This window comes from Actinoallomurus sp. CA-142502 (assembly GCF_050936355.1).
Lineage (GTDB): Bacteria > Actinomycetota > Actinomycetes > Streptosporangiales > Streptosporangiaceae > Actinoallomurus > Actinoallomurus iriomotensis.
In genome coordinates this window covers 5,378,542-5,392,754 of sequence record NZ_JBNJMY010000001.1, presented here as the reverse complement: position 1 = coordinate 5,392,754, position 14,213 = coordinate 5,378,542, and the positions used below count along the sequence as shown (strand labels likewise).

General features: G+C 72.2%; 13 protein-coding genes. 8 read left to right on the top strand and 5 right to left on the bottom strand.

What is annotated here, in order from left to right; genetic code table 11:
* Window positions 1–69 precede the first annotated feature (69 nt).
* Window positions 70–1,041 (top strand): magnesium/cobalt transporter CorA, encoded by a 972-nt coding sequence (gene corA / locus ACQEV1_RS25680; RefSeq protein WP_285624707.1) that lies wholly within the window; start codon window positions 70–72, stop codon window positions 1,039–1,041.
* Window positions 1,042–1,402: 361 nt separating this feature from the next.
* Here the strand turns inward: corA and ACQEV1_RS25675 are convergent, their stop codons facing one another.
* Complete coding sequence (locus ACQEV1_RS25675) at window positions 1,403–2,053, bottom strand: MOSC domain-containing protein (RefSeq protein WP_285624709.1); 651 nt, start codon at window positions 2,051–2,053, stop codon at window positions 1,403–1,405.
* A gap of 26 nt (window positions 2,054–2,079) precedes the next feature.
* A complete protein-coding gene (locus tag ACQEV1_RS25670) occupies window positions 2,080–2,898 on the bottom strand; it encodes an undecaprenyl-diphosphate phosphatase (protein ID WP_433396602.1) in 819 nt (272 codons plus the stop codon).
* A 461-nt stretch (window positions 2,899–3,359) separates the two neighbouring features.
* On the opposite strand from ACQEV1_RS25670, the gene ACQEV1_RS25665 reads away from it, so the two are divergent.
* The 3 genes from ACQEV1_RS25665 to ACQEV1_RS25655 all read left to right on the top strand — a co-directional run bounded on the left by ACQEV1_RS25665 (window position 3,360) and on the right by ACQEV1_RS25655 (window position 6,688).
* Window positions 3,360–4,316, top strand: coding sequence for an aldo/keto reductase (locus ACQEV1_RS25665; protein ID WP_433396600.1), 957 nt, complete (start codon window positions 3,360–3,362; stop codon window positions 4,314–4,316).
* A 53-nt stretch (window positions 4,317–4,369) separates the two neighbouring features.
* A complete protein-coding gene (locus ACQEV1_RS25660; RefSeq protein WP_433396598.1) occupies window positions 4,370–5,986 on the top strand; it encodes a helix-hairpin-helix domain-containing protein in 1,617 nt (538 codons plus the stop codon).
* A 105-nt stretch (window positions 5,987–6,091) separates the two neighbouring features.
* Window positions 6,092–6,688 (top strand): hypothetical protein, encoded by a 597-nt coding sequence (locus tag ACQEV1_RS25655; protein ID WP_433396597.1) that lies wholly within the window; start codon window positions 6,092–6,094, stop codon window positions 6,686–6,688.
* 51 nt (window positions 6,689–6,739) lie between these two features.
* Here ACQEV1_RS25655 and fabI read toward each other — a convergent pair whose 3' ends face one another.
* Together fabI and fabG are read right to left on the bottom strand one after the other, a co-directional pair.
* On the bottom strand, window positions 6,740–7,501 hold the full coding sequence (gene fabI / locus ACQEV1_RS25650; RefSeq protein ID WP_285624718.1) for an enoyl-ACP reductase FabI: 762 nt from the start codon (window positions 7,499–7,501) through the stop codon (window positions 6,740–6,742).
* On the bottom strand, window positions 7,502–8,206 hold the full coding sequence (gene fabG / locus ACQEV1_RS25645) for a 3-oxoacyl-ACP reductase FabG (RefSeq protein WP_285583290.1): 705 nt from the start codon (window positions 8,204–8,206) through the stop codon (window positions 7,502–7,504).
* A 116-nt stretch (window positions 8,207–8,322) separates the two neighbouring features.
* On the opposite strand from fabG, the gene ACQEV1_RS25640 reads away from it, so the two are divergent.
* Window positions 8,323–9,822, top strand: a complete 1,500-nt coding sequence (locus tag ACQEV1_RS25640; protein WP_285624721.1) for a TldD/PmbA family protein — start codon at window positions 8,323–8,325, stop codon at window positions 9,820–9,822.
* The gene (locus ACQEV1_RS25635; protein WP_285624724.1) at window positions 9,819–11,198 is read left to right on the top strand and encodes a metallopeptidase TldD-related protein; all 1,380 of its coding nucleotides are present in this window, start codon (window positions 9,819–9,821) and stop codon (window positions 11,196–11,198) included. The genes ACQEV1_RS25640 and ACQEV1_RS25635 overlap by 4 nt, the downstream gene beginning before the upstream one ends.
* Before the next feature lie 51 nt (window positions 11,199–11,249).
* Here the strand turns inward: ACQEV1_RS25635 and ACQEV1_RS25630 are convergent, their stop codons facing one another.
* Window positions 11,250–11,462, bottom strand: coding sequence for a dodecin (locus tag ACQEV1_RS25630; protein WP_285583297.1), 213 nt, complete (start codon window positions 11,460–11,462; stop codon window positions 11,250–11,252).
* 92 nt (window positions 11,463–11,554) lie between these two features.
* Here ACQEV1_RS25630 and ACQEV1_RS25625 point away from each other — a divergent pair, with 92 nt between their 5' ends.
* Window positions 11,555–12,595 (top strand): alpha-hydroxy acid oxidase, encoded by a 1,041-nt coding sequence (locus tag ACQEV1_RS25625; RefSeq protein ID WP_433396593.1) that lies wholly within the window; start codon window positions 11,555–11,557, stop codon window positions 12,593–12,595.
* A gap of 1,025 nt (window positions 12,596–13,620) precedes the next feature.
* Window positions 13,621–13,968, top strand: coding sequence for a DUF3099 domain-containing protein (locus tag ACQEV1_RS25620; RefSeq protein WP_433396591.1), 348 nt, complete (start codon window positions 13,621–13,623; stop codon window positions 13,966–13,968).
* The last annotated feature ends 245 nt before the right edge of the window (window positions 13,969–14,213 follow it).

Genomic DNA, 14,213 nt, shown 5'->3' with positions numbered 1-14,213 from the left:
ATTGGCATCCAAGGTCACGGGTAGGTCATGTGGCGCCCCTGCCCACGCCTGCTCCGGGACAATGTCGTCATGATCATGGATTGCGCCATCTATCGGAAGGGCGTCCGCGACGACGTCGACGGCGATCTCAGCGACGCCCTCGACGCCGCGCGGGAACTCGGTGACAGCTTCATGTGGATCGGCCTCCACGAGCCGAGCACCGAGGAGTTCGACCAGGTCGCCGGCGAGCTGCAGCTGCACCCGCTCGCGATCGAGGACGCGGTCCACGCGCACCAGCGGCCCAAGCTCGAACGCTACGGCGACGTGCTGTTCGTGGTCATCAAGTCGCTGCGCTACATCGACGAGACCTCCGACATCGAGGTCGGCGAGATCATGCTGTTCCTCGGCAAGGACTTCGTGATCACCGTCCGGCACGGCGAGGGCGCGCCGCTGAAGGCCGTGCGCCGGCGGCTGGAGGGCGACCCGGACCTGCTCCGTCACGGGCCGAGCGCCGTGCTCTACACGGTGCTCGACGAGGTCGTCGACCAATACGGCTCGATCGCGCACGAGGTCGAGACCGACATCATCGACCTCGAGCGCCGCGTCTTCGCCCCCCAGCGCACCACGGTCACCGAGGACATCTACGAGCTCAAACGCGAGGTGCTGGAGTTCCGCGGCGCCGAGGACCCGCTGATCCCCGTGCTCCAGGAGATCGTGAAGGGCCGCGTGAGCGTCGCGGAGGGCACGCTGGAGTACTTCCGCGACGTGCTGGACCACCTGCTGCGCGTCGACGAGCAGGTCGACTCGCACAACGAACTGCTGACGAACGTCCTGAACGCGCACCTCGCCCAGGTCGGCATGCAGCAGAACGAGGACATGCGCAAGATCTCCGCCTGGGCGGCGATCCTCGCCGTGCCGACGATGATCACTGGCGTGTACGGCATGAACTTCGACCACATGCCCGAGCTGCACCAGTGGTGGGGCTACCCGGCGGCGATGATGGTCATCGTCGGCATCTGCGTCGGCCTGTACCGCTGGTTCCGCAAGAGCGGCTGGCTGTAGCCGGCCCAGCACTCCAGCACCGGATTTCGGCTGGACTTTCCGGAGCTGAGCTGGGCACATGGCGCCCGAGTCCATTGTGGCCCATACGGTCCAGAACTTGTGTTGTGCGGGCGTGCCCCGGCCTCGTGAGTTCGATGAAGATCGCGTGATCCTCGCCATCCGCGACGACGTTCCTCGCCTCGGACGCGTCGAGCTACGTCAACGGTGCCGAATTCTACGCCGACGGTGGATCCGCGCGGGCATGAGCGCGCTTCAGCCGCGCCATACGCTGATGCGTGGTGATGAACCGTCGCAGCCCCGCCGCCGGCGACCGGAGGTGCCGCCCGCCGGCGTTCATCCTGACCGCAGGCCGGGCAGCGCCTTAGGAGCCGGTGCGGCGGAGGAGGTCACGTGTCTCGGCGTGGAGGGCGTCGCCGGCCGGTGCCAGGCGCGGGAGCAGTTCGGGTTCGCTGGTGAGCGCGCGCAGGGCGAGCGCGACGGTCACGTCGTGGTCCGGGCGGCTCACGATCGTGATCGGGTCGCCGGCGCGGACGTCGCCCGGCTCGATCACCCGCAGGTACGGGCCGGGCACCGCGGCGGCGATGAAGCGCTTGATCCAGCCGGGCACGCCCAGCCGCCCTTGGAAGGTCACACACGGGATTCGCGGAGCGGAGACCTCCAGCACGACGTCGCGTCCGATCCGCCAGCGTTCGCCGATCAGGGCGCCGTTGACATCCAGGCCCTCGGTGGTGAGGTTCTCCCCGAAGACGCCGTTCGGCAGCGGCCGGTCCAGCTCGGCCGCCCACCGGTCGAGGTCCTCGCGGGCGTAGGCGTAGACGGCCTGGTCGGTGCCGCCGTGATGCCTGACGTCGTGGGCCCGGTCACCGGCGAGGCCGACCTCGCCGGCGCCCTTGGGCCCGGGCGCGGTGACGGCGACCGGGCCCTCGACGGGACGCTTGTCGATACCTGTGGCGGGCAGGCGCTTCCAGGGATTGGGCCGCGGCCTGCCCACGTTGACGGTGAGCACCCTCATGCCACGACCGTACGCCGCCTCGGGCCCTACGTCGCGGCGATGGCTCCGGCGGCGAGCAGGCCGATGAGGATGCCGCCGAGCGCCACCCGGTAGTAGACGAACACCAGCGTCGAGTGGCGGACGAGGAACTTCAGCAGCCACGCGATCGAGGCGTACCCGACCACGAACGACACGACGGTGGCGACGGCCGTACCCGCGACGGGCAGGTTGCCCTCACCGACCTTGCGCAGCTCGAACAGGCCGGACAGGACCACGGCGGGGATGGACAGCAGGAAGGAGTAGCGGGCCGCCGCCTCACGCGTGTAGCCGAGGAACAGACCGCCGGTGATGGTCGAGCCGGACCGCGACGAGCCGGGGATCAGCGCGAGGCACTGGAACCCGCCGATGATGAGGCCGTCGCGCATGTTGAGGTCGCCGATCTCGCGCTTCTGCCGGGCGGCCCACTCGGCGATCAGGAGCACCAGCCCCATGACGATGAGGCTGCTCGCGTTGATCCACAGGTTGCGCGCCGGCCCCTCGATGGCGCTGTTGAACGCCAGGCCCGCCACCGAGACGGGGATCGTGCCGAGCCCGACGTACCAGCCCATGCGCGCGTCGAGGTGGTGGCGCAGGTCCGGGTTGAACAGGCTGCGGAACCAGGTGACGGTGATCCGGACGATGTCGCGCCAGAAGTAGATGAGCACCGCCAGAATGGTGCCGAGCTGGATCACCGCGGTGAACGCCGCGCCCGGGTCCTTCCAATCGAGCAGCCGGGGCACGATCAGGAGGTGGGCCGAACTGGAGATCGGCAGGAACTCGGTGAGTCCCTGGACGATCCCGAGCACGGTGGCTTGGACGAAGTTCACGGGTGGTGGCTCTTCCTCGTACCGGTGGAGTCGATGTCGCAGGCAGCCTAGCGAGCAGTGCGAGTACGTGCGGACGAACCACTCCGGCCGCTACGCTGCGCAGGCGTGACTCCTCCGCTCCCTGAAGGGAGCGGCTTCTCGCCAAGCCGCCTGCGCACCTTGGCGTGCAGGGCCGCGAACCCCGCCACCCCTTGCGCCGTCGGCCGTGCCGTCTGCGCGAACGCCGGGCGTCCCTACCTCACGCACCACCCGGTGGTGCCCGAAGTCACACACCGCACCCGGCGAGAACCGCATCTAACGAGTCACACCATCATTGATGACAGCGTCGCAAATCCCACCCGCGGTGAACGGAGACCTCTGATGCGCAGACCTGACGGGCCCACGCACGCCCGAGCCTTGGCGCACCTCTCGCCTTCGACTCCTCCGTCGTCCGAAGGCGACGGTCCCCTCCGGAGGTCGTGATGGAAGAGCGTCACCTCGGCCGGAGCGGCCTGTCCGTTTCCCGCCTCGGCCTGGGCACGATGACATGGGGCGGCGACACCGACCCCGAAGACGCGGCCGAGCAGCTCACGACCTTCGTCGAGGCGGGCGGCAGTCTCCTCGACACCGCCGACGTGTACTGCGGCGGCGACAGCGAGCGGGTCATCGGCGAGCTGGTCGGCCAGGTCGTCGACCGTGACGACCTGGTCATCGCGACCAAGGCGGTGCTGACCGCCGAGGGGACGCGTGACGCCTCGCGGCGTCACCTGCTGCGCGCGCTGGACGCCTCCCTCGATCGCCTCGGCGTCGACCACGTCGACCTGTGGCAGCTCCACGCGTACGACTCGCGCACGCCGATGGAGGAGACGCTGTCCGCGCTGGACGACGCCGTCGCCTCCGGCCGCGCCCGGTACGCCGGGGTCTCCAACTACGCCGCGTGGCAGCTCGCCACCGCGGCGACCTGGCAGCGCGCCTGGCCGGGCCGTACGCCGATCGTGTCCACGCAGGCGGAGTACTCCCTGCTGCGGCGTGACGCGGAGGACGACCTGGTGCCGGCGGCGCTGCAGCTCGGGGTGGGCCTGCTCCCCTACTCTCCGCTGGGCCGCGGGGTGCTGACCGGCAAGTACCGCACGGGCATCCCGGCCGACTCCCGCGCGGCCAGCGCGCACTACGCCGAGTTCGTCCAGCCGTACCTGAACGACCGCTGCGCGCGGATCGTCGAGTCGGTGTCGACGGCCGCCGAGGGGCTCGGCGTGTCGCCTCTCGCCGTGGCGCTCGGCTGGGTCCGCGACCAGCCGGGCGTGGTGGCGCCGATCGTCGGGGCGCGTACGGTCAAGCAGCTGTCCGTCATCCTGGAGGCCGAGGAGATCACCCTGCCCGGCGAGATCCGCGAGGCCCTGGACGACATCTCCTCCGACGACGACCGGGACGACGACTGATCTCGGCATGGTCGGCAGCGCCGCAGGCGCCTGACACCGTAGGGTGACCGTCGATGACTGACACATCCTCCACTCCGCCCGCGGACCTGGTCGAGCTGTTCGCGTCGGCCGAGGTTCCGGCGCGGCTCGCGCACCAGGTGGCGGCGTGCCTCGGTCCGGGCGCCGCGCGGGAGCTGCGCGACAACCCCTGGCGGCTCCTCACCGTGCCCGGCGTACGGCCCGAGCAGGCCGACTTCTTCGCCCGCAGGCTCCTCGGCGGCGAGGCCGCGCCGCACGACCCGCGCCGCGTCGGCGCGCTGGCCGTCCATCTGCTGCTGCGCGCGGCCGGCGACGGTCACACCGTGACGTCCGCCAAGTCGCTGCTGTCCGCCCTGGATGCCTACGACCCCGGCGACGCCGTCGAGGCGGTCCGCGCCGCCATCGGCGCCGGAGAGATCGTCGCCGTCATGCACGAGGCCTCGGAGACCGAGCTGCTCGGCCTGGCCTCGCTCGCGGCGGCCGAGGAGACGGTCGCGGAGGGCCTGGCCCGGCTGACCGCGATGGCCGACCCGCTGCCGCCCTCCGACGGGGTGCCGGCGGAGGTGTTCGAGCACGGGGTCAGCGTGCTCACCGGACCGCCCGAGGCCGTCGAGGAGGTCGTACGGGCGCTGGCGGGCCGTCCCGGCGTCGTCGTCACCGCGGCGACCGACCGGGCCGCCAAGGACGTGGGCGGCGCGGCCGGTTCTCGCGGAGGCGTCCACCGGCTCCTGGAGCCCGGCCCGGACGGGTACGCACGCGGCGTCGAGCATCCGATCGAGGCCGACATCGTCGTGGTCGCCGAGGCGAACACCCTCGACGTCGAGCGCGCGGCGGCACTGGTCGACGCGTGCATGGACGGCACCCACCTGGTGCTGACCGCCGACCCGGCGGCACCGTCGTCGCTCGCCGCCGGCCGCGTGCTCGGCGACGCGATCGCCTGCGGCGTCCTGCCGGTCGTCGCGCTGCCCGCCGAGCCGGGCGGCGCGATCGGACGGGTGGCCGCCGCGGCCCGTGAGGGCGGTCTCGTGCCGGTGGACCCGGCCGACCGCGAGGTCGTCATCGTCCCGGCCGGGGAGGCGCGGGAGGCGGCCCACCGCACCGTGCAGCTCGTCACCGACTCGATCCCCCGCGCGCTCGGCATCCCGGCCGAGGACGTCCTGGTGGTCACGCCCGCCCGCCGCGGCGAGGCGGGGGCGGACGCCCTCAACCAGGCGCTCAAGGCGCGCCTGAACCCCGGGCCGGGCCCCTACGACGCGGGTGACCGCGTGGTGGTGGTCACGGACCTGCCCCTGGCCGCCGCGGGCGAGTTCGGCAGCGTCGTCGCGGCGAAGCCGGACGAGGAGGCCGTCGAGGTCGCCTTCCCCGGCGGCACGGCGTCGGTGCCCGGCACGTCGCTGCGGCACGGCTGGGCGGTGACCGTCCACCGCGCGCAGGGCGCCCGGTGGCCCGCCGTGGTCGCCGTCCTGCCCGGCGAGGCCGCAGGCGCGTTGACCCGCCCGGTGGTCGTCGGAGCGTTCAGCCGCGCGCGCCGGCATCTGTCCGTCGTGCACGCGGCAGGGCCCGAGCTGGCCCGCGCCGTACGCGAGCGTGAGGAGCCGGCGCGCCGCACGAGGCTCGCCGACCTGCTCCGGGAGAACCTCGCCGACGTGTGACGCCGAGCCTCCGACAGCGCGTTGACTCATCCGTAAGTGAGCTGTAAGTAAGGGCTCGCCTGGGATCCTGCTTGGACGTGATGTTCACCGTCGGAGGGGAGCGATATGGCGCTGAGACGAGACCGGCGCGTCGTGGTGGCGTCGGCGACGTTGTCGGCCGGCGCGCTCGTCTTCTTCACCGCGCAGGCCGGGCCGGCGTCCGCGGCGACCGAGAGGACCACCGTGGGCGAGTGCAGGCTGGGCAGGCTGCTGTGCGGCCTCCTCGGCGCGGGGAAGGGCGTACCGGGGGCGCCGCCCAGGCCCTCCGCGAAACCGTCGAGCAGGCCGTCCACCGACCCGCCGCCGAAGCACCGGCACAAGGCCGCGAAGAGGCCCGCGCCGCGCCCGCGTCATCAGTTCGCGGTGCGCCGCCCGGTGGATCTGCCCGCCCCGCCGGCCGGCGCGCGTCCGGACGTGTCCGTGCCGGAGTCCTCACCCGCACCCGCGCTGCCCGACGTCCCCGACCGGGCTCCGGTCGTGGTGCCCAGGTCCACGGCGAGTGCGCCGGCGGAGCGCCTGGCCGCGGAGCCGGCGCTGCTGGTCGCGGAGTCGGCGCCGGACGGTGAGCCGTTGCCGCCCCTGCTGGTGGCGACCGCGTCGGGCCTCATCGGCGCGCTGGCCGCGCTGAACCTCAGCCTTCTGTTCCGCCGCCGCGACCGGTGAACGGCGGGACCCCCGCCCGGTCGCGCGACGAGCGGGGGTCCGGGCGGTCACTCAGCCGACGGCGTGGACTCCGCCGTCGACGTGCACGATCTCTCCGGTCGTCGCCGGGAACCAGTCCGACAGCAGCGCCACACACGCCTTGGCGGTGGGCTCGGGGTCGGCGACGTCCCAGCCGAGCGGCGCGCGCTCCGGCCAGACGTCGGTGAACTCCTCGAAGCCGGGGATGCTCTTGGCCGCCATCGTCTTGAGCGGGCCGGCCGCCACGAGGTTGACCCGTACGTTGTCCGGGCCCAGGTACTTGGCGAGGTAGCGCGAGGTCGACTCCAGACCGGCCTTGGCGACGCCCATCCAGTCGTAGACCGGCCACGCCTGGCCCGCGTCGAAGTCGAGGCCGACCACCGAGCCGCCGGACTTCATCAGCGGCAGGCAGGCGGCGGTGAGCGACTTCAGGGAGTACGCCGAGATCTGCACCGCGGTCGCCACGTCGCCCCACGGCGTGTTCATGAAGTTGCCGCCCATCGCGGTCTGCGGCGCGAAGGCGATCGAGTGCGCGACGCCGTCGAGGCCGTCGACGTGCGCGCTCACCTGGTCGGCCAGGCCGGCGAGGTGCTCGTCGTCGGTGACGTCGAGCTCGATCACCGGCGCGGGCTCGGGGAGCCGCTTGGCGATGCGCTCGACGAGCGACATGCGGCCGAAGCCGGTCAGCACGACCGTCGCGCCCTCCTGCTGTGCCATGCGCGCGATGTGGAAGCCGATGGAGGCGTCGGTCAGGACGCCCGTGACGAGGATGCGCTTTCCGTCGAGAATGCCCATTCAGTGCCCCATTCCAAGGCCGCCGTCGACCGGGATGACCGCCCCGGTGATGTAGGCGGCGTCGTCGCCGGCCAGGAACCGTACCGCCTTGGCGATCTCCGCCGGCTCGGCGATCCGGCCCAGCGGGATCTGCTTCTTGATCTCGGCCTGCCGGTCCTCGCCCAGGGCCGCCGTCATGTCGGTGGCGACGAATCCGGGTGCGACGACGTTGACGGTGATGCCGCGCGAGCCCAGTTCGCGGGCGAGGGACCGGGCGAAGCCGATCAGCCCGGCCTTGGAGGCGGCGTAGTTGGTCTGGCCTCCGGAGCCGAGCAGCCCGACCACCGACGAGACCAGGATGATGCGGCCCCTGCGCTTGCGCATCATGCCGCGCACCGCGCGTTTGGCGACGCGGTACGCCCCGGTCAGGTTGGTGTCGAGCACGGAGGAGAACTCCTCCTCGCTCATCAGCGCGAGCAGGTTGTCCTTCGTGATGCCGGCGTTGGCCACCAGCACCTCGACGGGTCCCTGCTCCGCCTCGACCTTCCCGAACGCGGCGTCGACGTCCTCGGCGCTGGTGATGTCACAGCGCACGCCGAACAGGTCTTCGGGCGGCTCGCCGGAACGATAGGTCACGGCGACGGCGTCCCCCGAGCCCTTGAGCTCGTGAGCGATGGCCAGCCCGATTCCCCGGTTGCCACCGGTGACGAGGACTGAGCGAGTCATTCGGAAAACCTCCAGTCGGGATCCTGGCGAGCCTATTGCGCTACCAACGGGTAACACGAGCACGCCACCGCCAAGGGTGACCTGCCGCTCTTTGTAGGACGCGATAGGTTGCAGCAGTGCGACAGATCGATCAGGAGTTCACCGCCCTGCCGTTGCGCGCGCTCGCCGACGCCGCGCTCTCCCGTGCCCGCGACCTCGGCGCCGAGCACGTCGACTTCCGCCTCGAACGCGTCCGGCGCCAGACGCTGCGGCTGTCCGACGCCCGGCTGGAGACCGCGGCCGACGCCGACGACCTCGGTTTCGCCGTCCGCGTCGTAAAGGACGGCACCTGGGGCTTCGCCGCGGGCATCGACCTGACCCTGGACGCGGCGGTACGCGTGGCCGAGCAGGCGGTGGAGGTCGCCAAGGTCGCCGCCGCCATCAACCGCGAGCGCATCGAGCTCGCCCCCGAGCCGGTGCACGGCGAGCGGGTCTGGGTGTCCTCCTACGAGGTCGACCCCTTCTCCGTGCCGATCGCCGACAAGGTGGAGCTGCTGGCCGACTGGAGCCGCCGGCTGCTCGCCGACGACCGCGTCGCCCACTCCGACGCCTCACTGCTGCAGGTGAAGGAGAACAAGTTCTACGCCGACGCGGCGGGCACGGTGACCACGCAGCAGCGCGTGCGCCTCGCGCCCGTGGTGACCGCCGTCGGCGTCCACGAGAGCGGCTTCGACACGATGCGCAGCCTGGCCCCGCCCGCCGGGCGCGGGTACGAATACCTCACCGGCACGGCCTGGGACTGGGACGCCGAGCTGGCCCGCATCCCGGACTACCTCGCCGAGAAGCTGGCCGCGCCGTCGGTCGAGGCGGGCGTGTACGACCTCGTCATCGACCCGTCCAACCTGTGGCTGACCATCCACGAGTCGATCGGGCACGCCACCGAGCTGGATCGCGCGCTGGGCTACGAGGCGGCGTACGCGGGCACCTCGTTCGCGACGCCGGACAAGCTCGGCAGCCTGCAGTACGGCTCCAAGGTGATGAACATCGTGGGCGACCGCACGGCCGAGCACGGCCTGTCGACCATCGGCTACGACGACGAGGGCGTCGAGACCCAGAGCTGGGACATCGTCCGCGACGGGCGGTTCGTCGGCTACCAGACCGACCGGCGCATCGCGCACCTGACCGGGCGGGAGCGCTCGAACGGCTGCGCGTTCGCCGACTCCCCCTCCAGCATGCCGCTGCAGCGCATGGCGAACGTCTCGCTCCAGCCGGCGCCGGACGGGCCCTCCACCGAAGAACTGATCTCCGGCGTCGACCGCGGCATCTACATCCTCGGCGACAAGAGCTGGTCGATCGACATGCAGCGCTACAACTTCCAGTTCACCGGCCAGCGCTTCTACAAGATCGAGAATGGACGGCTGGCGGGCCAGCTCCGCGACGCGGCGTACCAGGCGGTGACCACCGACTTCTGGAACTCCATGGAGGCCGTGGGCGGTCCTCAGACCTACGTCCTCGGCGGGGCGTTCAACTGCGGCAAGGGCCAGCCGGGCCAGGTCGCGCCGGTGAGCCACGGCGCGCCGTCCGCCCTGTTCCGCGGCGTCAACATCCTCAACGCGGTCAAGGAGGCCGGCCAGTGAGCACTCCTCAGGAGACCGTCGAGCGGGCGCTGGGGTTCTCCCGCACCGACGGCTGCATCGTGATCGCCGACGAGTCCAGCGGCGCCAACCTGCGCTGGGCCGGCAACACGCTCACCACGAACGGCGTCACCCGGTCCCGCCGGCTCACGGTCATCGCCATCGCGGGCGAGTCGACCGGCATGGTCTCGCGGGCCGGTGTCACGCCGGATCAGGTCGAGGACCTCGTACGCGCCGCGGAGCGCTCCGCCGAGGAGAGCGGCCCGGCGGAGGACGCGGCTCCGCTGATCGACGCCGCGCGGGCGGGCTCGGGCGGCGCGTGGGACGACCCTCCGGCCGAGACCTCGGTCGGGGTGTTCGAGGGGTTCGCGCCGGCGCTCGGCGAGGCGTTCGCCGCGGCGCAGGACGACGAGCGGCTGCTGTACGGCTTCGCGCTGCACGAGATGAACTCCACCTTCCTGGGCACGTCGGCGGGGCTTCGACTGCGCTTCGACGAGCCGACGGGCAAGGTCGAGCTGAACGCCAAGAGCACGGACATGGCGCGGTCGGCGTGGGCGGGCACGGGCACCGCGGACTTCCGCGACGTGGACGTGGCGGGCATGGCCGCCGGCCTGAGCACGCGGCTGAAGTGGGGCGAGCGCCGGATCGACCTGCCGGCGGGGCGTTATGAGACGCTGCTGCCCCCGGGGTCGGTCTCGGACCTGATGACGTACATGTACTGGTCGGCGGGCGCCCGGGACGCGAACGACGGCCGTACCGTCTTCAGCCGCCCCGGCGGCGGCACACGCGTCGGCGACACGCTGTCGGACCTGCCGGTGCGTCTCTACAGCGACCCGGCGGCACCGGGTCTGGAGTGCACGCCGTTCGTGGTCGCGCACGCCTCCAGCCGCGAGGCCTCGGTCTTCGACAACGGCCTGGCGCTGAACCCGGTCGACTGGATCTCCGATGGAAAACTGGCCGCGCTGCTGCAGACACGCCAGTCCGCCGAGCTGACCGGCCTGTCCCTCACGCCCGGCGTCGACAACCTCCTCATGGAGGTCCCCGGCGCCACAGCGTCGCTGGACGACATGGTCGCGAACACCCGTCGCGGGCTCCTGCTCACCTGCCTGTGGTACATCCGTGAGGTCGACCCGCAGTCGCTGCTGCTGACCGGCCTCACGCGCGACGGCGTCTACCTCGTGGAGGACGGCGAGGTCGTCGGCGAGGTGAACAACTTCCGCTTCAACGAGAGCCCGGTCGGTCTGCTGTCGCGGGTCGCCGAGGCGGGCCGTACCGAACGCGCCCTGAGCCGCGAGTGGTCGGAGTACTTCACCCGCACGGCGATGCCGCCGCTGCGCGTGGCCGACTTCAACATGTCGACGGTGAGCAAGGCCAACTGAGTCCCACCCGTGTGCCGCGGCCCCGGTCCGCCCCGGGGCGCGGCGTGCGGGTCAGGCGTCCTCGAGCCGGAAGCCGACCTTGAGGCCCACCTGGTAGTGCGCGACCTCGCCGTCGACGATCTGGCCGCGTACCTCCGTCACCTCGAACCAGTCCAGGTGGCGCAGCGTCTGGCCGGCGCGCCGGATGGCGTTGCGGATGGCCGAGTCCACGCTCTCCGGCGACGTCCCGACGATCTCGGTGACCCGATAGGTGCGCTCCGTCATGGTGCCTCCCGTGCCGTGATAATGATCGGGTGATCGTCCTCCTTCCCGCATGCCCTCGTGACCATGCGGCGTCCCGCGGGCCGCGGTGACCGGTGTCCGTCCGTCCCTACGCCGAACTCCAGGACCGCGCACGGCAGGCGCTGGATCCGGCCGTGTTCGACTTCTTCGCGGGCGGCTCGGGTGACGAGAGCACCCTCGCGGCGAACACGGCCGCCTGGCGGCACGTCGCCCTGCGCCCGCACGTGCTGCGCGACGTCTCCTCCGTCGACACCCGCGTGCGGGTGCTCGGCGACGAGCTGCCCGCTCCGGTGTGCGTGGCGCCGATGGGGTACCAGGTCCTCGCCCATCCCGGCGGGGAGGTGGCCGTGGCGCGCGGGGCCCGGCGGGCCGGCGCGCTGCTGACGGTGTCCTCGCGCAGTTCGCGGCGGATCGAGGAGGTGGCGGCCGAGGCGGGCCCATGGTGGTTCCAGGCGTACGTCCTGCGCGACCGCGGACTCACGCGTGAACTCGTGCGACGCGCCGCCGCCGCGGGCGCGTCCGCGCTGGCGCTGACCGGCGACACGCCGTACCTGGGCCGGCGACGGCGCGACCGCGACCCGGCCCTCGTCCCCGACGAGATCTTCGGCGTGAATTTCGGTGCCGGCTTCGACCGGGCTTTGGCCGAGCAGGCCGCCGACGTCACCTACGACGACATCGCGTGGCTGGCCGAGATCTCCGGACTGCCCGTGGTGGTGAAGGGCGTACTGCGCGGAGACGACGCGCGTGACTGCGCCGCCGCGGGAGCGGCCGGGGTGTGGGTGTCCAACCACGGCGGACGGCAGCTGGACGGCGCGGTGGCGACCGCCGCGGCGCTGCCGGAGGTGGCGGACGCGGTGGGCGACGACGTCGAGGTCTACGCCGACGGAGGGATCCGCACGGGAACGGACGTGCTGCGGGCCCTGGCACTGGGCGCGCGGGCGGTGTTCGTCGGCCGTCCGGTGCTGTGGTGCCTGGCGACCGGCGGCGAGGACGCGGTGGCGGACCACCTGGCGAGCCTCTCGGACGACCTGGCCCACACGATGGGCCTGGCCGGCGTGCCGACCACCGCCGCCATCGACCGAAGCCTGTGCACCTCCCCCACCGAAGGCACCTGACCGGGAACGACGAACTCCGTCCAACGTCCGCACCGCCCCTACGCCAGCACCCGCACCGACCACCCGCACCGACCACTGGCCACCGGACACCGGCACCGGGCACAGGCACCGAGCACCGGCGGCTCAACCGTCCCGCATTACCGGCACACGAACGGCGCCTCCGTCCGACGCCCACCGACACCGACCGGGCACCCACCGACCCACGCACCCGCCTTGGGCGACCGCCGCACATCTGTCACTCGCCCGTTCACACGACCGACCCCGGCCACACGGGCCAGGCCACCCTCGCCGTACGGCATCGACCCACATCCCTCGCCGACGACGTCCGCACCGGCAGACGCCCGTACCCACCGCTCACTCGCCCGCAGGACCCGCACACGAACGGTGCCTCCGCCCGACACCCCACCGGTCCGCACACCTGCCCTACTCGACCGCCGCGCACCTCCCCTCACCCGTCCGCACCACCGGCCATGACCGGCGCACCCCGCCGTACGCGGCCGAGCCCAACCCGCACCCGGCCGACGCTCAAACCGCCTGCACCGACCACGCGCCGCACGGCCGGCGCATCCCCGCCGTACGCGACCGCCGCACCCCGTCGCAGGCGTCCGAACGCACCCGCACGACATCCACACCACCGGATCGACCACGCACCGCGCCGCTGACGCACCCCGGCATGCGCGATCGACGCATATCCCCGTACCGGCCCGCCCGTCGGCGCGGCCGACATCGGCCACACTCCGCGCGGGCCGACGCACCTCCGCCGTACGCGGCCGAACCCGACTCGCGTCCCGCCGACGTCCGAACGGCCGACACCGGCCACACGCCGCGCCCGTCGACGCGTTCCGCCGTACGCCATCGCCACACATCCCTCGCCCCGCCGGCGCCCACACCGGCCACGCGGTCGCGGCCGATCAACGCGCGGCGCCAGGGCCGCCACCGACCGGCCGGGACGCGTGTCGGGCGGGTCGGGTCGGGCTTGCCGGGGGCGATGCCATCCCGGCGGCGGAGGCGAATAACGTGGAGGTGTGAAGGGCATCTTCCGGCGGCGTGAGCATGACGCCGTCTACACGGTCACTGACGCCCGGCGGCCGATGTCGGAGGACATCGGGTACCGCGAGCGCCGCTACCTGCTCACGATGGGCGTCCGTGCCCTCTGCTTCGTCCTGAGCATCGTGTTCGCCGTGACCCTGCACGGCGCCGGACGGTGGCTCGCGGTGCTGGCGCTGGTCGGCGCGGTGGTCCTGCCGTACATCGCGGTGATCTTCGCCAACGGGGGCCGCGAGCCGGACAGCTCCGCCCGTTTCGCCCCATATGAGGCGGAGCCGAAGGACCAAAAGCGGATTTCTGGACCTCGGGATCAAATCGGCTCGTGACAATGTCTTGACTAACTCAGGGGGGGTTCGGTGTACGATTTGTACCGGCGCTCTGGTCCCCCGTCGGGGCGCCCGTGCCGGTGTTCCGGGCCCCCGTCGGAACACCGATGATTGCGACGCCGGGAGGATTGCCCCCGTATCCTCCCGGCGTTGCCATTTCTTGAGTCTTTCCAGAAAATGCCCTGGCGACGTGCGAAGACAGACATCGCGGGCCCGGCCGGTCGGCCGGGCCCGCGATGGCGTCC